The 20,359-nt window shown below is 71.7% G+C and carries 20 protein-coding genes; 12 read left to right on the forward strand and 8 right to left on the reverse strand.

Annotated features, from left to right (window positions below; translation table 11 throughout):
* Positions 1-28: 28 nt before the first annotated feature.
* Positions 29-1,003, forward strand: coding sequence for an ABC transporter ATP-binding protein (locus ACWD3E_RS30815; RefSeq protein WP_451390844.1), 975 nt, complete (start codon positions 29-31; stop codon positions 1,001-1,003).
* Positions 990-1,886, forward strand: a complete 897-nt coding sequence (locus ACWD3E_RS30820) for an ABC transporter permease (RefSeq protein WP_451390845.1) — start codon at positions 990-992, stop codon at positions 1,884-1,886. Before ACWD3E_RS30815 ends, ACWD3E_RS30820 begins: the two co-directional genes overlap by 14 nt.
* On the opposite strand, the gene ACWD3E_RS30825 is transcribed toward ACWD3E_RS30820, so the two are convergent.
* The gene (locus tag ACWD3E_RS30825) at positions 1,876-2,475 is read right to left on the reverse strand and encodes a flavodoxin family protein (RefSeq protein WP_451390846.1); all 600 of its coding nucleotides are present in this window, start codon (positions 2,473-2,475) and stop codon (positions 1,876-1,878) included. The two genes, ACWD3E_RS30820 and ACWD3E_RS30825, sit on opposite strands and share 11 nt — an antisense overlap.
* Before the next feature lie 176 nt (positions 2,476-2,651).
* On the opposite strand from ACWD3E_RS30825, the gene ACWD3E_RS30830 reads away from it, so the two are divergent.
* Positions 2,652-3,653, forward strand: a complete 1,002-nt coding sequence (locus ACWD3E_RS30830; RefSeq protein ID WP_451390847.1) for a hypothetical protein — start codon at positions 2,652-2,654, stop codon at positions 3,651-3,653.
* Between the two features lie 83 nt (positions 3,654-3,736).
* Here the strand turns inward: ACWD3E_RS30830 and rarD are convergent, their stop codons facing one another.
* Together rarD and ACWD3E_RS30840 are read right to left on the reverse strand one after the other, a co-directional pair.
* Positions 3,737-4,699, reverse strand: coding sequence for an EamA family transporter RarD (rarD, locus tag ACWD3E_RS30835; protein WP_451390848.1), 963 nt, complete (start codon positions 4,697-4,699; stop codon positions 3,737-3,739).
* A 130-nt stretch (positions 4,700-4,829) separates the two neighbouring features.
* Positions 4,830-5,684 carry an SDR family oxidoreductase gene (locus tag ACWD3E_RS30840; protein ID WP_451390849.1) on the reverse strand — a complete coding sequence of 285 codons (855 nt, stop codon included), beginning with the start codon at positions 5,682-5,684 and terminating at the stop codon, positions 4,830-4,832.
* Between the two features lie 103 nt (positions 5,685-5,787).
* Between ACWD3E_RS30840 and ACWD3E_RS30845 the strand changes: the two genes are divergently transcribed.
* Positions 5,788-6,198 carry a winged helix-turn-helix transcriptional regulator gene (locus tag ACWD3E_RS30845; RefSeq protein ID WP_451390850.1) on the forward strand — a complete coding sequence of 137 codons (411 nt, stop codon included), beginning with the start codon at positions 5,788-5,790 and terminating at the stop codon, positions 6,196-6,198.
* Between the two features lie 27 nt (positions 6,199-6,225).
* Here the strand turns inward: ACWD3E_RS30845 and ACWD3E_RS30850 are convergent, their stop codons facing one another.
* The 5 genes from ACWD3E_RS30850 to ACWD3E_RS30870 all read right to left on the reverse strand — a co-directional run bounded on the left by ACWD3E_RS30850 (position 6,226) and on the right by ACWD3E_RS30870 (position 13,090).
* Positions 6,226-7,287, reverse strand: coding sequence for a 2-oxoacid:ferredoxin oxidoreductase subunit beta (locus ACWD3E_RS30850; RefSeq protein WP_451390851.1), 1,062 nt, complete (start codon positions 7,285-7,287; stop codon positions 6,226-6,228).
* Positions 7,280-9,208 carry a 2-oxoacid:acceptor oxidoreductase subunit alpha gene (locus ACWD3E_RS30855; RefSeq protein WP_451390852.1) on the reverse strand — a complete coding sequence of 643 codons (1,929 nt, stop codon included), beginning with the start codon at positions 9,206-9,208 and terminating at the stop codon, positions 7,280-7,282. The genes ACWD3E_RS30850 and ACWD3E_RS30855 overlap by 8 nt, the downstream gene beginning before the upstream one ends.
* Before the next feature lie 285 nt (positions 9,209-9,493).
* Positions 9,494-10,153, reverse strand: a complete 660-nt coding sequence (locus ACWD3E_RS30860; RefSeq protein WP_451390911.1) for a LuxR C-terminal-related transcriptional regulator — start codon at positions 10,151-10,153, stop codon at positions 9,494-9,496.
* A 206-nt stretch (positions 10,154-10,359) separates the two neighbouring features.
* Positions 10,360-11,745 (reverse strand): sensor histidine kinase, encoded by a 1,386-nt coding sequence (locus tag ACWD3E_RS30865; protein WP_451390853.1) that lies wholly within the window; start codon positions 11,743-11,745, stop codon positions 10,360-10,362.
* Between the two features lie 148 nt (positions 11,746-11,893).
* The gene (locus tag ACWD3E_RS30870) at positions 11,894-13,090 is read right to left on the reverse strand and encodes a sensor histidine kinase (RefSeq protein ID WP_451390854.1); all 1,197 of its coding nucleotides are present in this window, start codon (positions 13,088-13,090) and stop codon (positions 11,894-11,896) included.
* A 279-nt stretch (positions 13,091-13,369) separates the two neighbouring features.
* Here ACWD3E_RS30870 and ACWD3E_RS30875 point away from each other — a divergent pair, with 279 nt between their 5' ends.
* From ACWD3E_RS30875 to ACWD3E_RS30910, 8 genes are all read left to right on the forward strand, one after another.
* Positions 13,370-13,786, forward strand: coding sequence for an NADH-quinone oxidoreductase subunit A (locus ACWD3E_RS30875; protein WP_451390855.1), 417 nt, complete (start codon positions 13,370-13,372; stop codon positions 13,784-13,786).
* Positions 13,777-14,391, forward strand: a complete 615-nt coding sequence (locus ACWD3E_RS30880; protein ID WP_451352923.1) for an NADH-quinone oxidoreductase subunit B — start codon at positions 13,777-13,779, stop codon at positions 14,389-14,391. The genes ACWD3E_RS30875 and ACWD3E_RS30880 overlap by 10 nt, the downstream gene beginning before the upstream one ends.
* A complete protein-coding gene (locus ACWD3E_RS30885) occupies positions 14,388-15,737 on the forward strand; it encodes an NADH-quinone oxidoreductase subunit C (RefSeq protein WP_451390856.1) in 1,350 nt (449 codons plus the stop codon). Before ACWD3E_RS30880 ends, ACWD3E_RS30885 begins: the two co-directional genes overlap by 4 nt.
* A complete protein-coding gene (locus ACWD3E_RS30890) occupies positions 15,734-16,702 on the forward strand; it encodes a complex I subunit 1/NuoH family protein (RefSeq protein ID WP_451390857.1) in 969 nt (322 codons plus the stop codon). Before ACWD3E_RS30885 ends, ACWD3E_RS30890 begins: the two co-directional genes overlap by 4 nt.
* 110 nt (positions 16,703-16,812) lie before the next feature.
* Positions 16,813-17,307 carry a 4Fe-4S binding protein gene (locus ACWD3E_RS30895; RefSeq protein ID WP_451390858.1) on the forward strand — a complete coding sequence of 165 codons (495 nt, stop codon included), beginning with the start codon at positions 16,813-16,815 and terminating at the stop codon, positions 17,305-17,307.
* Positions 17,304-17,951 (forward strand): NADH-quinone oxidoreductase subunit J family protein, encoded by a 648-nt coding sequence (locus ACWD3E_RS30900; protein ID WP_451390859.1) that lies wholly within the window; start codon positions 17,304-17,306, stop codon positions 17,949-17,951. The genes ACWD3E_RS30895 and ACWD3E_RS30900 overlap by 4 nt, the downstream gene beginning before the upstream one ends.
* Position 17,952: 1 nt before the next feature.
* Positions 17,953-18,333, forward strand: a complete 381-nt coding sequence (gene nuoK / locus ACWD3E_RS30905; protein ID WP_451390860.1) for an NADH-quinone oxidoreductase subunit NuoK — start codon at positions 17,953-17,955, stop codon at positions 18,331-18,333.
* Entirely contained in the window at positions 18,330-20,357 is a 2,028-nt protein-coding gene (locus ACWD3E_RS30910) for an NADH-quinone oxidoreductase subunit 5 family protein (protein ID WP_451390861.1), read from the forward strand. The genes nuoK and ACWD3E_RS30910 overlap by 4 nt, the downstream gene beginning before the upstream one ends.
* The last annotated feature ends 2 nt before the right edge of the window (positions 20,358-20,359 follow it).

Genomic DNA, 20,359 nt, shown 5'->3' on the forward strand with positions numbered 1-20,359 from the left:
ACTGGAGCACGACGAGACGAGGGAGCCGATGGACGCACCGTCCGCCACGCAGCGGGAGCCCGGGGACGCGGTGGCGAGCGTCATCGCCACGCGCGGCCTCACCAAGCGCTACCGCGGTGGGCAGCTCGCCGTCGACGGTCTCGATCTGACCGTCCCGGCGGGCAGCGTCTTCGGCTTCCTCGGCCCGAACGGCTCCGGAAAGACCACCACCATCCGCATGCTGATGGGGCTGATCGAGCCGACCTCGGGCTCCGCCCGCGTCCTGGGCCAAGCCATGCCGCGCTCGGCGCGCGCCGTCCTCCCGCAGGTCGGCGCGCTCATCGAGGGCCCCGCCCTGTACGGCTTCCTCTCCGGCCGGGACAACCTGCTGCGCTACGACGCGGCCGACCCGACCGCCGACCCGCGCACCCGGCGCGCCCGGGTCTCCGCCGCGCTGGACCGGGTCGGACTCGGCGCCGCCGCGGGCAAGAAGGCGAAGGCGTACTCGCTCGGCATGAAGCAGCGCCTGGGGCTGGCCGCCGCGCTGCTCCAGCCGCGCAGACTGCTCGTCCTGGACGAGCCGACCAACGGCCTCGACCCGCAGGGCATGCGCGAAATCCGGGCCCTGATACGGGAGTTGGCCGCCGACGGCACGACCGTCTTCCTCTCCTCCCACCTACTCGACGAGATCGAGCAGGTGTGCACGCACGCGGCGGTCATGGCACAGGGCCGGCTGATCACCCAGGGCGCGGTGGCCGATCTGGCCGCCGGGGCGCGCGGCCGGCTCGTGGTGACGACGCCGGACGCGGCCGAAGCGGCACGCGTGCTGAAGGAGCAGGGCGTCGGGGACGTCGTCGCCGACGGCGCCCGGGTGACCGCCGAGCCGCCCGGACGGGACCTCGCCGAGGTGAACGCCGCGCTGGTCACCGCGGGCGTCCGCGTCCGGGGTTTCACACTCGAACGGGCCTCGCTGGAGGACGCGTTCGTGGCACTGACGGGGGAGGGCTTCGATGTCGCGGGCTGAAACACTCCAGGCGGCACCGGCTGCGGCCGTTGCCGCGCGGCCGAGTCCGCTGTGGACCTTCGGGCTGCTGCGCAGCGAGCTGATCACCACCCTCCGGCGCTGGCGCACCCTCGCGCTGCTCGGTGTGCTGGCCGCGGTGCCGGTGCTGGTCGGGATCTCGGTCAAGGTCGAGACGCGGGGCGGCGCCACGGCGCACGGCGGGAACGGCGAAGGTCCGGCGTTCATCGCTCAGATCACCAACAACGGCCTGTTCCTGGTGTTCACGGCGCTCGCGGCGACCCTGCCGTTCTTCCTGCCGATGGCCGTAGGCGTGATCGCCGGCGACGCGGTCGCGGGGGAGGCGGGCGCGGGCACCCTGCGCTATCTGCTGGTCGCCCCGGCCGGCCGCACCCGCCTGTTGCTCACCAAGTACACGACCGTCATGGCGTTCTGCCTGCTGGCCACCCTGGTCGTCGCCGGCTCGGCGCTGCTCGTCGGCGCACTGTTGTTCCCGCTCGGGGATCTGACGACCATCTCGGGCACCCGCATCAGCTTCACCGAGGGACTCGGCCGCGCCCTGCTGATAGCCCTGGTCGTCGCCGCCTCACTCGTCGGCGTCGCGGCCCTCGGCCTGTTCGTGTCGACCCTGACCAACAGCGGCATCGCGGCGATGGCGACCACCGTCGGCCTGCTCATCACGGTCCAGATCCTCGACCAGATACCCCAGTTGCACGCGCTCCAGCCGTACTTCTTCTCGCACTACTGGCTGTCCTTCGCGGACCTGATGCGCGACCCCGTCTACTGGGACGACCTGATGAAGAACCTCGGCCTGCAGGCGCTGTACGCGGCCGTGTTCGGATCGGCGGCCTGGGCGCGGTTCACGACGAAGGACATCAGCGCGTAGCCGCCAGGGCGGCAGCCGTCTCGTACGGGAAGCGCGCGAGGGGTGCCTCCTGCGCGAAGAACGTCTTCGCGCGTGCCAGCGCGTCGGTGTCCTTCAGGACGTCGCCGGGCCGGGTGCCGTTGCCCAGCAGGACGCCGCCGAAGCGCATCTTCATGTAGGCGGCCGAGTTGTTCAGGGTGCCGACGTAGGGATCGGCGACCGACGGCTCGTGGTCCGCCAGCGCGGCGACGCCCCAGAGGGTGCGCCCGGCCAAGGTGTCCTTGAAGCCGGGGACGCGCAGCCAGCCCGACCAGTAGTCCAGGTAGCGCTTGGTCAGACCGGACACCGAGTACCAGTACAGCGGCGAGACGATCACGATGTCCGTCGCCGCGAGCGTGGCGTCGAGCAGCAGGCCGGTTCCGGTGTCCGCGGGCGGCCGTACGTGGTCGTCGTCGTGCCGCAGGTCCACGAAGTCGGGCAGCGGGTGATCGGCGAGCCGGATCCAGTGCTGTTCGACGTCGCCGGGCAGCTGTTCGGCGGCCTTGCGGGCCAGCAGTTCGGTGTTGCCGTCGGAGCGGGCGCTGCCGAGGACGAAGAGAAAGCGGCGCATGGGTCCCCCAGATGAACGAATAAAGGCACCTGCATTATATGCACACGCAACAAACTTCGGTACGGCTGGTGCGAGGCTGTGACGTCGTGGTGACGCGGAAGCCGAGGGGAACAGACAGACTGGTCGGTAGGACGCGTACAACAGGATCGCGGCGCCGGGGGAGTGAGGGAAAACCGATGTCTCGACTCAGCTTCGAGAAGAAGCGGGTGCAGCAGCCCGTGGCACACCCGGCGTTGGTGCACGTCCGGGTGTCCGGCACGGGCAGCGCGTGGGTGGGCGGGACGGCGGTGGAGGCGGCGCCGGGCGAGGACATCCAGCAGGCCGTCCTGGACCGTCTCCAGCGCCTGGCCATCAGCGTCGGAGGCCCGATACGGGCCACGATCCACGACGAGTCCGCCGGCTGCGTGGTCCCCCTGGAGGTCTCGGCGGACGGCTCCAGCCGGGTGGCGGGACAGCCGACCCGGGTGGGACCGCGGATGGGCGCGGCCGTGCCGCCGGGCACGGTGCAGGCGCCGACGGGCCAGTTCGGTCCGGTGCCGGTCATGGAGGCCCGCCCTGTCGCCGCTGCCGTACCCGACCCGGAACCCGCGCCCGCCGCCCCCCTGCCCGACCCCGAGGCCGGGTTCGTCTCCGGGCACACCCCCGCCCGGGGGTTCGACGCCGTGGCGGAGGAGGTGCTGGGAGACGGGCCCGTGACCGAGACCGCGGAGGGGGCCGAGCTGCTCACCGAGCCGCTGACGCGGATCAACGAGGCCGTGCGGGCGGGCCGTATCGGGGCGGCGGCGGAGCTGGCCGCCGACACGGTCGCCGAGGCCACCGCTGTGCTGGGTGCCCGTCACCCCGAGGTGCTGCATCTGCGCGAACTGACCGCCTACATCGCCTACCTGGCGGGCGATCCGGTCCGCGCCTGCCGGCTCTCCCTGGACCTGGCCCGCTTGCGGCGGGACGCGCAGGACGCGGAGGCGGCGTACGGCAACGTGCAGAGCGCGGCCACCGCCTGGCGCGCGGTGCGCGACCCCGAGGAGGGGCTGCGCCTGGGCCGCGACCTGATCGCCCTGTGGACGGACCTCGCGGCGGAACCGGGCCCCGCGGCCGACGACCCGCACCCCCTGGAGTCCGCCCGAGCCCGCATGATCCGCCTGGCCGACCGGGCGGCGAAGGCCGCCGCCCAGGCGTAGCCGACCCCGACTCCGGCTACTGGAGGCAGAACTCGCTGCCCTCCGGGTCCGCCATCACGAACACTCGCCGCCCGGTTTGCCCGTCAGGCCTCGACCGCAGCCGAGTCGGGAGTCTCCACCCGGGACGGCAGTACGGCTTCTTCCTCCGGTCGCCGCTGCCTCCTGGCGAAGCGCAGGGCGTCCGCCGTGAGGAGGAGCAGGGCCAGCCAGACCAGGGCGAAGCCGGCCCAGCGTTCCGGCGGCATGGCCTCGTGGAAGTAGACGATGCCGAGGAGGAACTGGAAGACCGGGGCCAGGTACTGGAGCAGGCCCAGCGTGGACAGCGGGACGCGGATCGCCGCCGCGCCGAAGCAGACCAGCGGCAGAGCCGTGATGATGCCGGTGGAGGCGAGCAGGGCGGAGTGCCCGGTGCTGCCGGTGGTGAAGGTGGAGTCGCCGCGCGCGGTGAGCCAGAGCAGGAACACGAGCGCGGGCAGGAACTGGACCGCGGTCTCGGCGGCCAGCGACTCCAGACCGCCGAGTCCGACCTTCTTCTTCGCCAGCCCGTAGGCGGCGAAGCTGAAGGCGAGGCAGAGGGAGATCCACGGCGGACGGCCGTAGCCGACGGTCAGGACGACGACCGCGGCGGCGCCGATCGCCACCGCCGCCCACTGCACGGGCCGCAGCCGCTCCTTGAGGATCAGCACGCCCAGCGCGATGGTCACCAGGGGGTTGATGAAGTAGCCGAGGGAGGACTCGACCACGTGGCCGGAGTTCACGGCCCAGATGTAGACGCCCCAGTTCACGGTGATGACGGCGGCGGACAGCACCACGAGCCCCAGCCGCCGCGGCTGCCGCAGCAGCTCTTTGGCCCAGGCCCAGCGCCGTGTGACGAGCAGGGCGACGGCGACGAAGCCGAGGGTCCACACCATCCGGTGGGCCAGGATCTCCACCGCTCCGGCGGGCTTGAGCAGGGGCCAGAACATGGGGACCAGTCCCCACATGCCGTACGCGGCGAAGCCGTTCAGCAGACCTATCCGCTGTTCACCTCTGGACGTCCCGGCCACGGACCCTCACTCTCACCTCGCGCACGCATGCGGCGACGGACGCACGCGAGGACGAAGGTAGCGCCGAGCGGCCCCGGCTGTCATGTCCGTATTGCCATACGGTCATGACAGGTGGTCCCCGGTGCAGGGCTCAGGCCTTGAGTGCTGCGGTGATCGCCTCGGCGAGCGGGGTGGTCGGGCGGCCGGCCAGGCGGGCCAGGTCGCCCGAGGAGATGACCAGCTCGCCCTTTTCGATCGACGCGTCCACGCCGGCCAGGATCGCGGCCATCGGACCGGGCATGCCGGCGCCGGCCAGGATGCCCTCCAGGGCCTCGACCGTGACCTCGCTGTAGCCGATCTCCCTGCCCGTCTGCCGGCTCAGCTCGGCCGCGTACTCGGCGAAGCTCCATGCCTCGTCGCCGCCCAGCTCGTACGTCGCGTTCTCGTGCCCCTCGCCGGTCAGCACCGCGACCGCCGCCGCCGCGTAGTCGGCGCGGGAGGCCGAGGAGACCCGGCCCTCGCCCGCCGCCGCGACGACCGCGCCGTGCTCCAGCACGGGCGCGAGGTGCTCGGTGTAGTTCTCGTGGTACCAGCTGTTGCGCAGGAGCACGTAGGGCACACCGGAGGCGACCAGCACCTCCTCGGTGGCCCGGTGGTCGTCGGCGAGCGGGGCCGTCAGGCCGCCCGGGGCGCTGGTGTACGCGAGCAGCGCCACGCCCGCGGCCCTGGCGGCGTCGATGACGACCGAGTGCTGCCCGACCCGGCCCTTGTCGAACTCGTTGCCGGAGATCAGCAGGACCCTGTCGCCGGCCGCGAAGAGGCCGTCGAAGGTCTCGGGTGCGTTGTAGTCGGCCACGGCGAGCTTCACTCCGCGGGCGGCGAAGCCGGCGGCCTTGGTCTCGTCGCGGACGACGGCGGTGATCTGCTGCGCCGGAACCTTCTCCAGCAGCTGCTCCACGACGTGGCGGCCGAGGTGTCCGGTGGCTCCGGTGACGACGATGCTCATGGTGTGCCCATCTCCTTGGGGTCCCTGTGGGGTGCGAACTGCCACTGACCCTAGGAGAGGCGCTAACCAAGCGAAAGTACCCACTTTGGAGTAAGGTACTGGCATGGCAGTAAGTAAGCAGGGGGCGTCCGCCGAAGCCGAGGCCATGTGCCCGCACCGGCTCGTCCTGGAGCACGTCACGAGCCGCTGGGGTGTCCTGGTCCTGATCGAGCTGCTGGAGCGGCCGTACCGGTTCAGCGAGCTGCGCCGGGCCGTCAGCCGCTGGGGCGGGCGGGGCGTCAGCGAGAAGATGCTCACCCAGACCCTGCAGACCCTGGAGCGCGACGGCGTGGTCCACCGGGACGCCAAGCCGGTCATCCCGCCCCGCGTCGACTACTCCCTGACCGACCTCGGCCGTGAGGCGGCGGAGCAGGTGCGCGCGCTCGCCGAGTGGACGGACCGCCGCATGGACCGGGTGGAGAAGGCCCGCCGTGCATACGACGAGGCCCGGGACCTCCAGTCCCGGGCCTCGTGATCAATGAGCGTTGCTGACAGGCGTGCGTCAGCCGACGACCGTCCAGGTGTCCCCGCCGGCCAGCAGGGCGGCCAGGTCGCCCTTGCCGCGCTGCTCGATGGCCGTGTCGAGCTGCTCGGCCATCGCGGTTTCGTAGACCGGCCGCTCGACGGAGCGGAACACGCCGATCGGGGTGTGGTGCAGGGTGTCCGGGTCGGCCAGCCGGGACAGGGCGAAGGCGGTGGTGGGGGACGCGGCGTGCGCGTCGTGCACCAGGAGGTCCGCCTCGTTCTCCGGCGTCACCGTCACCACCTTCAGATCACCGGTCTGCCGGTCGCGTACGACACCGCGCGTGCCCTCGTGGCCGAAGCGGATCGGCTGCCCGTGCTCCAGCCGGATCAGCGCCTCCTCGGCCTGCTGCCGGTCCTTGAGGGCGTCGAAGGCACCGTCGTTGAAGATGTTGCAGTTCTGGTAGATCTCGATCAGCGCGGTGCCCGGGTGGCCGGCGGCGGCGCGCAGCACCTCGGTGAGGTGCTTGCGGTCGGAGTCGATGGTGCGGGCCACGAACGAGGCCTCCGCGCCGATCGCCAGCGACACCGGGTTGAAGGGCGCGTCCAGGGAGCCCATCGGCGTCGACTTGGTGATCTTGCCGACCTCGGAGGTCGGCGAGTACTGGCCCTTGGTCAGGCCGTAGATCCGGTTGTTGAACAGCAGGATCTTCAGGTTGACGTTGCGGCGCAGGGCGTGGATCAGGTGGTTGCCGCCGATGGAGAGGGCGTCGCCGTCGCCGGTGACCACCCACACGCTCAGGTCGCGGCGGGAGGAGGCCAGGCCGGTGGCGATGGCGGGGGCGCGGCCGTGGATGGAGTGCATCCCGTAGGTGTTCATGTAGTACGGGAAGCGGGAGGAGCAGCCGATCCCGGAGACGAAGACGATGTTCTCCCGGGCCAGTCCCAGTTCGGGCATGAAGCCCTGGACGGCGGCCAGGATCGCGTAGTCACCGCACCCCGGGCACCAGCGCACCTCCTGGTCCGTCTTGAAGTCCTTCATGGACTGTTTGGCCTCGGCCTTGGGGACCAGTTGGAGCAGCCCGTTGGTGGCGTCAGTCATGGATGGCCTCCTTGAGCGCGGTGGCGAGCTGTTCCGCCTTGAACGGCATGCCGTTGACCTGGTTGTAGGAGTGCGCGTCGACCAGGTACTTCGCCCGGATCAGGGTGGCGAGCTGGCCGAGGTTCATCTCGGGGACCACGACCTTGTCGTACTGCCCGAGCACACTGCCGAGGTTGGCCGGGAACGGATTGAGGTGGCGCAGGTGGGCCTGCGCGATCGGGATGCCCTCCGCGCGCAGCCGCCGTACCGCCGCCGTGATCGGGCCGTAGGTGGAGCCCCAGCCGAGGACCAGGGTCCCGGCGCCCTGCGGGTCGTCGACCTCGATGTCGGGCACCGTGATGCCGTCGATCTTGGCCTGGCGGGTACGGACCATGAAGTCGTGGTTGGCCGGGTCGTAGGAGATGTTCCCGGTGCCGTCCTGCTTCTCGATGCCGCCGATGCGGTGCTCCAGACCCGGCGTGCCCGGCAGGGCCCAGGGGCGGGCCAGGGTCTGCGGGTCCCGCTTGTAGGGCCAGAAGACCTCGGTGCCGTCCTGAAGGGTGTGGTTCGGGCCGGAGGCGAACTGGACACGCAGGTCGGGCAGCTCGTCCAGGTCCGGGATGCGCCACGGCTCCGAGCCGTTGGCCAGGTAGCCGTCGGAGAGCAGCAGCACCGGCGTCCGGTACGTCAGGGCGATCCGGGCCGCCTCCAGGGCCGCGTCGAAGCAGTCGGCCGGGGTCTTCGGGGCGACCACCGGGACCGGCGCCTCGCCGTTGCGGCCGAACATCGCCTGGAGCAGGTCGGCCTGCTCGGTCTTGGTCGGCAGACCCGTCGACGGCCCGCCGCGCTGGATGTCGACCACCAGCAGCGGCAGCTCCAGCGAGACCGCGAGGCCGATCGTCTCGCTCTTGAGCGCGAGGCCGGGGCCGCTCGTCGTGGTCACCGCGAGGGATCCGCCGAAGGCGGCGCCCAGCGCGGCACCGATGCCGGCGATCTCGTCCTCGGCCTGGAAGGTGCGTACGCCGAAGTTCTTGTGCTTGCTCAGCTCGTGCAGGATGTCCGAGGCCGGGGTGATCGGGTACGAGCCCAGGAACAGCGGCAGGTCCGCCTGCTGGGACGCGGTGACCAGACCGTAGGCCAGGGCCAGGTTGCCGGAGATGTTCCGGTAGGTGCCGACCGGGAATGCGTGCGTGGCCGGGGCGACCTCGTAGGAGACGGCGAAGTCCTCGGTCGTCTCGCCGAAGTTCCAGCCCGCCCGGAACGCGGTGATGTTCGCCTCCGCGATGTCGGGCTTCTTGGCGAACTTCGACCGCAGGAACTTCTCGGTGCCCTCGGTGGGCCGGTGGTACATCCAGCTCAGCAGCCCGAGCGCGAACATGTTCTTGCTGCGCTCGGCCTCCTTGCGGGACAGGTCGAACTCCTTCAGCGCCTCCACGGTCAGCGTGGTCAGGGGCACCGGGTGAAGGTTGTAGCCGTCCAGGGAGCCGTCTTCCAGCGGCGAGGCCGCGTAGCCGACCTTCTGCAGGGCCCGCTTGGTGAACTCGTCCGTGTTGACGATGATCTCCGCGCCGCGCGGCAGGTCGCCGATGTTGGCCTTCAGTGCGGCAGGGTTCATCGCGACCAGCACGTTCGGCGCGTCGCCCGGCGTGAGGATGTCGTGGTCCGCGAAGTGGAGCTGGAACGAGGAGACACCCGGCAGCGTGCCGGCAGGGGCACGGATCTCGGCGGGGAAGTTCGGGAGCGTCGAAAGGTCGTTGCCGAAGGTCGCCGTCTCCGAGGTGAACCGGTCACCGGTGAGCTGCATGCCGTCACCCGAGTCCCCGGCGAACCGGATGATCACCCGGTCCAGGCGCCGTACGTCCTTGGCTCCGCCCGGTGTGCGCTGCTCACCGACGACGGTTCCGTCGGCCTGTTCGGCTGGGCTGCTGACCTGGCTGGTCACTGAACTTGACCTCCTTCGAGGCGGCTGTCCGGGCATGGTCGTCTCACGGACCATCCCAGGATCAACCCTACGTCGGTTAGGGTCGCCTTCCCGAGGGCATCCGCATGGTGGACGGATTTCTGAGACGGCGTTCCGTGCTTCTCGCGCTGGTCCCGCGTTCGGGACGGTCTTTCGTCGCGGCGCCGAGGAGAACCCGCGCCGCGTTGCCGAGACGATCTTTCGCACTGACTGCTCATGCTTGCTCGCCCCCGAAGGTTTGACCCTGCTGTTGACAGAGTGTCAGCATCACGAGTTCAGATAGGTCAGGACGGCGAGAACACGCCGGTGATCCCCCTCACTCTGGGACAGGCCGAGCTTGAGGAAGATGTTGCTGACGTGCTTCTCCACGGCCCCGTCGCTGACCACCAGCTGCTTGGCGACGGCCGAGTTCGTGCGGCCCTCCGCCATCAGGCCCAGCACCTCGCGCTCGCGCGGTGTGAGCCCGGCCAGCACGTCCTGCTTGCGGCTGCGGCCGAGCAGCTGTGCGACGACCTCCGGGTCCAGCGCCGTACCGCCCTCGGCCACCCGCACCACCGCGTCGACGAACTCGCGCACCTCGGCGACCCGGTCCTTGAGCAGGTAGCCCACGCCCCGGCTGGAGCCGGCCAGCAGTTCGGTGGCGTAGCGCTCCTCCACGTACTGCGACAGCACCAGCACGCCGAGCCCCGGATACTGCTTGCGCAGCCGTACGGCCGCCCGGACGCCCTCGTCGGTGTGGGTCGGCGGCATCCGTACGTCGGCCACCACCACGTCGGGCAGCGCGCCCTGGGCGGCGAGGTCGGCGATGGTCCTGATCAGCGCGTCCGCGTCCCCGACACCGGCCACGACCTCATGCCCGCGGTCCGTCAGCAGCCGGGTCAGGCCCTCCCGGAGCAGTACCGAATCCTCGGCGATGACGACGCGCACTCTGTTCTCCACGATCTCCCGGCCCCCCACAGCCTGATCCTCCGCACCGTTCCTCGGATGACAACCTTTGTACGGAACACAAGCATTCCAGGATTGCGATCGTGGCGCGCTTGAGCCGGGTTATCAGGCATGCGGATTATGTACGGCTGCCGGTTCGGTTGCCGGTGGCCGGCAATGGCCTCTGACGGTTTCGTCCCGTTCTGCTGTCAGCCGCGCCAGGGTAGCTCGGCGATCACCCGGGTGGGGCCGCCCGCCGGCGAGTCGACGACCAGGACGCCGTCCACCGCGTCCAGGCGCCCGGCGAGCCCGGCCAGGCCCGAGCCCCGGGACGTGTCCGCGCCGCCCACGCCGTCGTCCGCCACCTGCAGCATCAGCCGGTCCTCCGAGCGCCACACGTCCACCGTGGCGGACCGGGCGCGGCTGTGCTTGCTGATGTTCTGGAGCAGCTCGGAGACGGTGAAGTAGGCGATGCCCTCGATCGCCGGGGCCGGGCGGGCCGGCAGGTCGACCTCCACCTTCACCGGGACGGTGCAGCGGGAGGCGACGGAGGACAGGGCCGCGTCCAGGCCGCGGTCGGTCAGGACGGCCGGGTGGATGCCGCGGGCGAGATCGCGCAGCTCCTGGAGCGCGGTCTTCACCTCGCCGTGCGCCTCATCCACCATCCGCGCAGCCGCCTTCGGGTCCTCCCGGAGCTTCTCCTTCGCCAGCCCCAGGTCCATGGCCAGCGCGACCAGCCGGGCCTGCGCGCCGTCGTGCAGGTCGCGCTCGATGCGCCGCAGGTCGGCGGCGGCCGTGTCGACCACGACCCCCCGGTCCGACTCCAGCTCCACCACCCGCGCCGACAGCCGCGACGGGCCGAGCAGACCGCGCACCAGCAGCCCGTCCACCGTCGTCAGCGCCCGTACGATCCACGGCGTGGCGAGCGTGAACACCAGCCCGGCCAGCGCGGTCACGGTGATCTCGAACGGGTTGTCGAGGTAGATCCGGTGGTGCTCGTCGCCGTAGAGCTGGAGACCGCCCTGGCCGGTGTACATCGGGAACACCCAGAACCACAGCGGGTAGGTCAGCAGCGACAGGCTGCACGACCAGAAGGTCACCGCGACGGTGAACGAGAACACCGCCCACGGGAACTGCACCAGCGCGTACAGCAGGTTCCGCCAGGACGTGCCGCTCTTGAGGACCGCGCCGACCCATGCCATCGCGCCCGGCGCGCCCATCCGCAGCGGCTCCGGTTCGGCCACCTCCAGGTGCAGCAGCCCGCGCGCCCGCGTCCGCTCCAGCGCGCCGAAGCCGCGGCAGCCGGCGAGCGCCGCCGCGAGCACCGGGATGCCGAGGAAGGTCACGAGCAGGCCCGCGCCCAGGGACACCATCGTCACCGTCCAGGTGAACAGCACGATCGCGACCGGCAGGCTCAGCAGGACGTAGCCGAACTCGCGCCAGGCGCGCGCCTCGAAGGGGGCGCGCAGGACGGCGGGCAGGAAGTGGCGCGGTTCGTCGTCGTAGCTGCGGGGGTCGTAGCCGTGGGAGCCGTGCCCCTGCCCGTACCCCTGCCCGTATCCGTATCCGTATCCCTGCCCGTGTTCCGTGGCCATCGGTCTCGTCCCGTTCCCCTCGTCCGACCGGCGGTGCCGCCGTACCTTCGTCTCCACCCTGCTCTGCCGCAGGTCCGCGGGCCATGGAGGCCGTCGGCCTCTCGAACCGGGGGTTTTCCCCACCCCCACGGATTTCGACCCCTACGGGCTACGGCTCCTGCCGGTCCCGCCACGGCAGTTCCGCGGTGACCACCGTCGGGCCGCCGGCCGGGGAGTCGACCACGAAGAGGCCGTCGACCGCGCCCAGCCGTTCCGCCAGCCCCCGCATCCCGGTGCCGCCGTCCAGCCGCGCGCCGCCTTGGCCGTCGTCGCGGACCTGGATGAGCAGCCGGTCCTCCGCGCGCCACACCTCGACGGAGGCGGAGCGCGCCCCGCTGTGCTTGCTGATGTTCTGGAGCAGCTCGGAGACGGTGAAGTAGGCGATGCCCTCGATCGCCGGGGCCGGCCGGGTCGGCAGATCGGCCGTCACCTTGACCGGCACCGTGCAGCGGGAGGCGACGGAGGACAGGGCGGCGTCGAGGCCGCGGTCGGTCAGGACGGCCGGGTGGATGCCGCGGGCGAGATCGCGCAGCTCCTGGAGCGCCAGCTTCACCTCGCCGTGCGCCTCGTCGACCATCGCGGCGGCGGAGTCGGGGTCCTCCAGCAGCTTCTCCTTGGCGAGGCCGAGCCCCATCGCGAGGTTGACCAGCCGGGCCTGCGCGCCGTCGTGCAGGTCGCGCTCGATGCGCCGCAGGTCGGCGGCGGCCGTGTCGACCACGACCCCGCGGTCGGACTCCAGTTCGGCGATACGGCGCTCCAGCTCGTCCGAGGGCGACAGCAGCCCGCGCACCATCGCCCGGTCCACGTTCGCCAGGCCCCGCGCGATGAACGGCAGCACCGGCCACAGCACGAACAGCGAGGTCAGCATGGTGCAGAAGGTGAAGATGCCCCAGGGCAGCCGGATGAAGTCGTACAGCAGCGTGCGCCAGCCCACCGGGTCCTTCAGCGCCATCCACAGCCGCTGCAGCGGGCCTCCGCGCTTGCCCCCGCGCCGGGCGATCGGCAGCGGAGTCGGCTCCTCCACCCGCACGCCGAGCAGCACGCGGGCCCGGGCCCGCTCCAGCTTGCCCAACTGCCGGGCGCCCAGCAGGCACAGTGCGAGCAGCGGCAGGCCGATCACCGTGACGGTGAGCGCCGCGCTGGTGAACAGCGTCGTGCACACGTAGACGAAGCCGAACAGCGCCGTCGGCAGGTTCAGCAGGAGATGCGCGATCTCCTTCCAGGTGTGCGCGCCGTAGGCGAGCCGGGCCGGGGGCAGGCGGTCGGTGCCGTCGGTCCGGTCGGTGACGGGCGTCAGAGCGGTCATAGCGGCTAGCCTGCCGCGTCATGCACCGCCTGCGCCATGCGGTGCGCCGCCCTCCGGATCCGGGGGAAAACCCCACCGCCGACGAACCCCGTCGCCGCCGACGGGATGCCGCCGGGATGCCATCGGAATGCCGCCCGAGCCTCGCTCCGCGCCTCATGGCGTGACGGGCCGCTTACGGTCTCCTTATCAGGGCCTAGACTCCCGTGCGTACAGATCCTCGAAATCGCGTGGGTCACGGAGTTCACCAAGGTCACGAGGTCGGAGAGCGAGGGACGGACCGTGCGGGAGACGTTGGGGGGCTCGACGGTCGCCGCGGCGGACGTCGCGGCCGGATACTTCCGGTCCTACTCGGCCGTGGGGCTGCTCGCCGTCATCGGCGTGCTCTTCGTCGCGGTCGCCTTCGGCGCCGGACGCCTGCTGCGCCCGGTCGTGCCCACCCCTGAGAAACTTCTGACGTACGAGTGCGGCGTCGACCCCGTCGGCGAGGGCTGGGCACACACCCAGGTCCGCTACTACGTCTACGCCTTCCTGTACGTGATCTTCGCGGTCGACTCGATCTTCCTCTTCCCCTGGGCGACGGTCTTCGCCGCCCCCGGTTACGGCGCGACGACCCTCGTGGAGATGTTCATCTTCCTGGGCTTCCTCGCCGTAGGCCTGCTGTACGCATACAAGAAGGGCGTCCTGACATGGACGTGAACCCGTCTGCCTCGGAGCCCGTGCTGCTTCCCGAGCCGAAGAAGCTGGGCGCCCTCGCGCGCCTCGCCCCCGAGCCCATGAAGGTGGTCCTGAACTGGGGCCGCCGCTACTCGCTGTGGGTCTTCAACTTCGGCCTCGCCTGTTGCGCGATCGAGTTCATCGCCGCGTCCATGGCCCGCCACGACTTCATCCGGCTCGGCGTCATCCCCTTCGCGCCGGGCCCGCGCCAGGCCGACCTGATGGTCGTGTCCGGCACGGTGACGGACAAGATGGCCCCGGCCGTGAAGCGCCTGTACGAGCAGATGCCCGAACCGAAGTACGTCATCTCCTTCGGCGCCTGCTCCAACTGCGGTGGCCCCTACTGGGACTCCTACTCCGTCACCAAGGGCGTGGACCAGATCATCCCGGTCGACGTCTACGTCCCCGGCTGCCCGCCGCGCCCGGAGGCGCTGCTCCAGGGCATCCTCAAGCTGCAGGAGAAGATCGCCCGCGAGTCCCTGGGCGAGCGCTACGGCCACGGGTCCGCCGGCCGGCCCTCGGCCGCCGCCCTGCAGAGCGGCCTGGTGCAGCCCCCGGCCGCGCCCGCCGAGGGGGGCGCACGATGACCACGGCCGGCTGGCTGCCCGCCTCCGCCGAGGAACTCTTCGGCCCGGAGGCCACGGCCGAGGAGTCCTACGACGTCCTGACAGTGGACGTCCCGCCGTCCTCCTGGCTCACCGCCCTGGAGACGGCCCGTACGACCCTGTCCTGCACGTACTTCGACTGGCTGAGCGCGGTCGACGAACCCGGCACGGGCTTCCTCGTCTCGGCCCACGTCGTCGCTCTGCACCCGGTCCGCCGTCTCCTCGTGCGCACGACCGTTCCGCACGAGGCCCCGGCGCTGCCCTCCGCCGTCGGCGTCTACGCGGGCGCGGCCTGGCACGAGCGCGAGACCCACGAAATGTTCGGCGTGGCCTTCGAGGGCCACCCCGCCCTGGACCACCTCCTCCTCCCGGAGACCTTCGAGGGTCACCCCCTGCGCAAGGACTTCGTCCTCGCCGCCCGTGTCGCCAAGGCCTGGCCCGGCGCCAAGGAGCCCGGCGAGTCGGACCATGGCGGCCCCAAGCGCCGCCAGATGCTCCCACCGGGCGTCCCCGACCCCAACGAATGGGGCCCCCTCAAGGGCCAGCTCCCGCCCGCCCCGGCCCGCCCGGCCAGGGCCGCCGGGCGTGCGGCGGGGGAGCGCCCGGCGCGGGCGGCCACAGGAGAGCGCCCGGTACGGCGCACCCGCACGGCGGCGGAGGGCTCGGCGAGCCGGACCGCGGCTGCGACACCGGAGACCGCGCCGGCCGAGACACCGGGGGCGGCTGCGGGAACACCCGCGGGGACTCCCGCGGGAACTCCGCGCCGGTCCCGCAGCGTCTCCGAGGGCTCGGCGAGCCAGCGCGAGGGTGCACCCGACCAGGCTCCCGCCGCGGGTACCGCCGGTGCGCGCCGGTCCCGCAGCGCGAGCGAGGGGTCGGCTTCACAGCGAGCGGAGTCCGCCGCTCCGTCGACGCCGACGGCCGCGCCCCCGCCCTCGGGGCCGCGGCGTGCCCGCAGCGCCTCGGAAGGCTCGGCCTCGCAACGCGCCGGCGCTCCGGCAGCGGCAGCACCTGAGACGCCGAGTGAGCCTTCGGCTCCGGCACCGTCCGAACCGACCGCGCCGACTGAGCCGACCGCGCGGTCCGAACCGACCGCGCCGTCCGAGCCGTCGGCACCGGAAACGCCCGCCCGGCCGGCCCCGCGCGGCACCGCGCCCCGCAGTGCGGACGCCCCCTGGCACCACGCCCGCCCGGCGTTCGACGAGCCCGAACCCGAGGACCGGACACCGGAATCCGAAGACCGGACAGGGACAGGGGAGGACGGGACCCCCGAACCCCCGGCCCCGGAAACCCCGACCCCCGACGACCCCGCAGGAGGACAGCAGTGAACGACTTGCTGGACGTCGCTCTGCGACTCGTGGTCGTGTTCGTCGTCTTCCTCACCTTCCCCCTCATCGTGGGCCAGACCGAGCACAAGGTGATGGCCCATATGCAGGGCCGCCTCGGCCCGATGTACGCCGGCGGCTTCCACGGCTGGGCCCAGCTGATCGCCGACGGTGTGAAGTTCGCCCAGAAGGAGGACGTGGTCCCGGCGGGCGCCGACCGCCGCGTCTTCCAACTGGCCCCCGCCGTGGCCCTGCTGCCGTACCTGCTCGTCCTGCTCGCCATCCCGATCGGGCCGGGCAAGGGCGCCGTCGGCCAGGTCCTGGACGCGGGCGTCTTCTTCGTCCTCGCCGTGATGGGCGTCGGCGTCCTCGGCTCGCTCATGGCCGGCTGGGCCAGCGCGAACAAGTTCTCCCTGCTCGGCGGTCTGCGCACGGCCGCCCAGCTGCTCGCCTACGAACTTCCGATGCTGCTCGCCGCGGCCTCCGTCGCCATGGCGGCCGGCACGGTCTCCCTCCCGGGCATCCTCCACGCCTTCCACTGGTGGTGGGTGCCCTGGCAGATCGTGGGCGCGGTCGTCTTCTTCGTCGCCGGCCTCGCCGAACTGCAGCGCCCGCCCTTCGACATGCCGGTCGCCGACTCGGAGATCATCTTCGGCGCGTACACCGAGTACACCGGTCTCAGGTTCGCGCTGTTCCTGCTCGCCGAGTACGCCGGCATCGTCGTGCTGTGCGGCCTGACCACCGTCCTCTTCCTGGGCGGCTGGCACGGCCCGTGGGGCCACGACGGCCTGGGCTGGCTGTGGACCCTGCTGAAGACCGCGATCCTCGCCTTCGTCGTCATCTGGCTCCGTGTGACCTACCCCCGCCTGCGCGAGGACCAGCTCCAGAAGCTCTCCTGGACCCTCCTCGTCCCCCTCTCCCTCGCTCAGATCGCCCTCACCGGCATCGTCAAGGTGGTGATCTCCTAATGTCCCGCCCGTCACCCGACCACCGCCCCTCAACGACGCCCTCCGGGCGACCCCGCCTGTCGATTCCCGGCTCCGGCCTGGCCAAGGGGCTGGCCGTCACCCTCCGCACGATGACGAGGAAGCACGTCACCGCGCAGTACCCGGACGCCCTGCCCGACCTGCCGCCCCGCACCCGGGGTGTGATCGGGCTGTTCGAGGAGAACTGCACGGTCTGCATGCTGTGCGCCCGCGAGTGCCCGGACTGGTGCATCTACATCGACTCGCACAAGGAGACGGTCCCGCCCGCCGCCCCCGGCGGCCGTGAGCGCAGCCGCAACGTCCTCGACCGGTTCGCGATCGACTTCTCCCTGTGTATGTACTGCGGTATCTGCATCGAGGTCTGTCCTTTCGACGCGCTGTTCTGGTCGCCGGAGTTCGAGTACGCCGAGACCGACATCCACGAACTCACCCACGAGCGGGACAAGCTCCGCGAGTGGATGTGGACCGTCCCGGCGCCGCCCGCCCTTGACCCCGGCGCCGAAGAGCCGAAGGAACTCGCCGCCGCCCGCAAGACCGCCGAGAAGCTGGCGGCCACGCGGGCCGAACCGCAGGAGGGGAAGTCGTGAGCCTCGCCGCAACCGCCGCGCACAGCCACGGCTTCCTGTCCCCGACCGGCGTCGAGATCGCCTTCCTGCTCGTCGGCCTGGCCACCTTCGGCGCCGCACTGGTGACGGTCACCACGAAGCAGCTCGTGCACGCCGCCCTGTGGCTCGTGGTCGCCCTCGGCGGCCTCGCCGTCGAGTACCTGCTGCTCACGGCCGAGTTCATCGCCTGGGTGCAGGTCCTGATCTACGTCGGTTCCGTCGTCGTCCTCCTTCTGTTCGGACTGATGCTCACCAAGGCCCCGATCGGCCGCTCCCCGGACGCCGACTCCGGCAACCGCTGGGCCGCCCTGACGGTCGCCGTCGCCGCCGCCGGCGCCCTGGTGTGGGTGGTCGTGGATGCCTTCCGCACGACCTGGATCGACCTGAACGGTCCGGCCGCCGGCAGCACCCGCGTCACCGGCGAGAGCCTGTTCCGGACCTGGGTCCTGCCCTTCGAGGCCCTGTCCGTCCTGCTGCTCGCGGCACTGGTCGGCGCGATCGTCCTGTCCCGCAAGCTGAAGGCGGAGCAGCCCCCTCGCTCTGACAACTCCCGGACTCCCGCCGAAAGTTCCCCATCCGTCCCGGATGCCCGAAATACTTCGGCCGAGCAGGAAGGCGCCCGCTGAGATGCACCTCGCCTATCCCGCCGTACTCTCCGCCCTCCTGTTCTGCACCGGCCTGTACGGCGTCCTCGCCCGGCGCAACGCGATCCTCGTTCTGATGTCGGTCGAGCTGATGCTCAACGCCGTCAACCTCAACCTGGTCGCCTTCGACGTCTGGCTCAGCCGGGCCGCCGTGGAGACCCTGCACTCCGGCCAGGCGCTGACCCTGTTCACCATCGCCATCGCTGCCGCCGAGATCGGCATCGGCCTGGCGATCGTCCTCGCCGTCTACCGCAACCGCGGCACCTCCGACATCGACAAACTCCGCGACAGCGCCGAGGGTCACGGAAACGAAGGCCCCGACGGCGACACCTCCGCGGCCGGGAAGGCTGAGGCCACCGCGTGACCACGACCACCCTCGCCGTCCTCGTCCCCCTCCTGCCGTTCCTGGGCGCCACGGCCGGTCTGCTGCTCGGCCGCACCACCCCCGGGTTCGTCCGCCCGCTCGCCGTGCTGCCCGCCCTCGCCGCGCTGGTCCTGAGCGCGGTGGTCGCCGCACGCCAGGGCGGCGGGCAGGCCATCGACGCGCACACGGAGCTGACGCCCACCGGCTCGGTGCCGGTCGAACTGGCCCTGCACATCGACGGCTTCGCCGCGCTCGTCGCCGTCCTGGTCGCCTTCGTCGCGACCTGCGTGCAGATCTACTCGACGGGCTACCTGCGCGAGGACCCGCGCTACCCCTCGTACGCCGCTCTCGTCTCCCTGTTCACCTCCGCGATGCTCCTCGTCGTCTACTCCGGCGACCTGATCGTGCTGCTGGTCGGCTGGGAAGTCATGGGCATCTGCTCCTACTTCCTGGTCGGCCACTACTGGGAGACCCCCGAGGCCCGCGCCGCCTCGCTGAAGGCCTTCCTGGTCACCAAGCTCGGCGACGTGCCGTTCCTGATCGGCCTGTTCGCCCTCGGCACCGACGCCGGATCGTTCCGCATCACGCGCGTCCTCGGCGCCGTCGCGAGCGGCGGCCTCGACCACCCGACCCTGATCGCCCTGCTGCTGCTCGCGGGCGTGGCCGGCAAGTCGGCGCAGTTCCCGCTGCACACCTGGCTCCCGGACGCGATGGCTGGCCCGACGCCCGTCTCGGCGCTGATCCACGCCGCGACGATGGTCGCCGCCGGTGTCTACTTCGTGGCCCGTCTCCTCCCGGTCTTCGAGGCCTCCTCGACCGCGATGGTGGTCCTCGCCCTCATGGCCGCCGTCACGATGACCGGCTCGGCCCTCGCCGCGCTGGCCCAGGACGACATCAAGCGCGTCCTCGCCTACTCGACGATCGGTCAGCTCGGCTACATGACCGGCGCCCTCGCCGTCGGCGACCGCGGTGCCGCCGTCTTCCACCTCCTGTCGCACGGCGCCTTCAAGGCGCTGCTGTTCCTCGCGGCCGGCGTGATCATCCACGCCGCCGGCACCAACTCCCTGGCCGCCATGTCCCGGATGACGGGCCTGCGCGACCGGATCCCGGACGCCTACTGGACGATGACCGTGGCGCTGCTCGCGCTCGCCGCGATCCCGCCCTTCAGCGGCTTCTTCTCCAAGGAGTCCGTCCTCGGCGCCGCCGAGCACACCGCCACCGGCCACACCGGGCACGCCCCCGGCAGCGCGGGCTGGGTCGTCCTCGTCGCCGGTCTGCTCACCGCCCTGCTCACCGCCGCGTACGCCACCCGGCTGTGGCTGCTGGCCTTCCGCGGCCGGGGCGCCCAGGCTCCGGACCACGGCCGCCAGCCGCTGACGATGACCGCGGTGCTCTGGGTCCTCGCCGTCCCGTCGCTCGCCTTCGGGGGGCTCGCCTACCGCCTGCTGCCCGACTGGTTCGACGGCCGCGACCTGACGCCGGGCCTGTTCACCTCCGTCCTCAGCACCGGCCTCGCCCTGGTCGGCGGGCTCCTCACCTACGGCGCCTGGCAGCGCACCACCGCGCTCGCCGCCCGCGTCCCGGCCCCTACCCCGGTCGTCGCTCCGGTCGAGCCCGAGCGTCCCCAGGGCGCGGTCGCCGCCCACGCGGAGGGCGACGCCAGCCTGGTCGAGGCCGAGGCCCTCGCCGCCCACGAGCCGGCCTACAGCGACCTCGCCCACGCGCCCGACCCCGGGCGGCTGCTGCTCGGCCCGCTCTACCGGCACGCGGCTGTCGGCTTCCACCTGGACGCCGTGTACTCCGCACTCTTCGTCCGCCCGGTCCTGGCCGGGGCGAGTCTCGTCCGGTTCCTCGACCGCGAGGTCGTCGACACCTACGTCCACGGCGCAGCCGCGCTACCCCGGCTGCTCGGGGCCGCCGTACGGCGCGCCCAGACCGGCAATGTGCAGACCTACGTGAGCGCGCTGCTCGCCGGCACCGTCATCCTGGCGGTCGCCGTCGTCCTCGTCGCCACGGGAGCGTGAGC

It is taken from the genome of Streptomyces sp. NPDC002676 (genome assembly GCF_053592455.1).

Coding starts and splice junctions, on each gene's coding strand:
- ACWD3E_RS30840 (WP_451390849.1), bottom strand. CDS start 5,684: ATGAGCATCGTCGTCACCGGAGCCACCGGACACCTCGGCCGCCACGTC.
- ACWD3E_RS30880 (WP_451352923.1), top strand. CDS start 13,777: ATGGACGTGAACCCGTCTGCCTCGGAGCCCGTGCTGCTTCCCGAGCCG.
- ACWD3E_RS30885 (WP_451390856.1), top strand. CDS start 14,388: ATGACCACGGCCGGCTGGCTGCCCGCCTCCGCCGAGGAACTCTTCGGC.
- ACWD3E_RS30825 (WP_451390846.1), bottom strand. CDS start 2,475: ATGCGCCGCTTTCTCTTCGTCCTCGGCAGCGCCCGCTCCGACGGCAAC.
- ACWD3E_RS30850 (WP_451390851.1), bottom strand. CDS start 7,287: ATGACTGACGCCACCAACGGGCTGCTCCAACTGGTCCCCAAGGCCGAG.
- nuoK (WP_451390860.1), top strand. CDS start 17,953: ATGCACCTCGCCTATCCCGCCGTACTCTCCGCCCTCCTGTTCTGCACC.
- ACWD3E_RS30845 (WP_451390850.1), top strand. CDS start 5,788: ATGGCAGTAAGTAAGCAGGGGGCGTCCGCCGAAGCCGAGGCCATGTGC.
- ACWD3E_RS30830 (WP_451390847.1), top strand. CDS start 2,652: ATGTCTCGACTCAGCTTCGAGAAGAAGCGGGTGCAGCAGCCCGTGGCA.
- ACWD3E_RS30820 (WP_451390845.1), top strand. CDS start 990: ATGTCGCGGGCTGAAACACTCCAGGCGGCACCGGCTGCGGCCGTTGCC.
- ACWD3E_RS30870 (WP_451390854.1), bottom strand. CDS start 13,090: ATGACCGCTCTGACGCCCGTCACCGACCGGACCGACGGCACCGACCGC.
- ACWD3E_RS30815 (WP_451390844.1), top strand. CDS start 29: ATGGACGCACCGTCCGCCACGCAGCGGGAGCCCGGGGACGCGGTGGCG.
- ACWD3E_RS30865 (WP_451390853.1), bottom strand. CDS start 11,745: ATGGCCACGGAACACGGGCAGGGATACGGATACGGATACGGGCAGGGG.
- ACWD3E_RS30895 (WP_451390858.1), top strand. CDS start 16,813: ATGACGAGGAAGCACGTCACCGCGCAGTACCCGGACGCCCTGCCCGAC.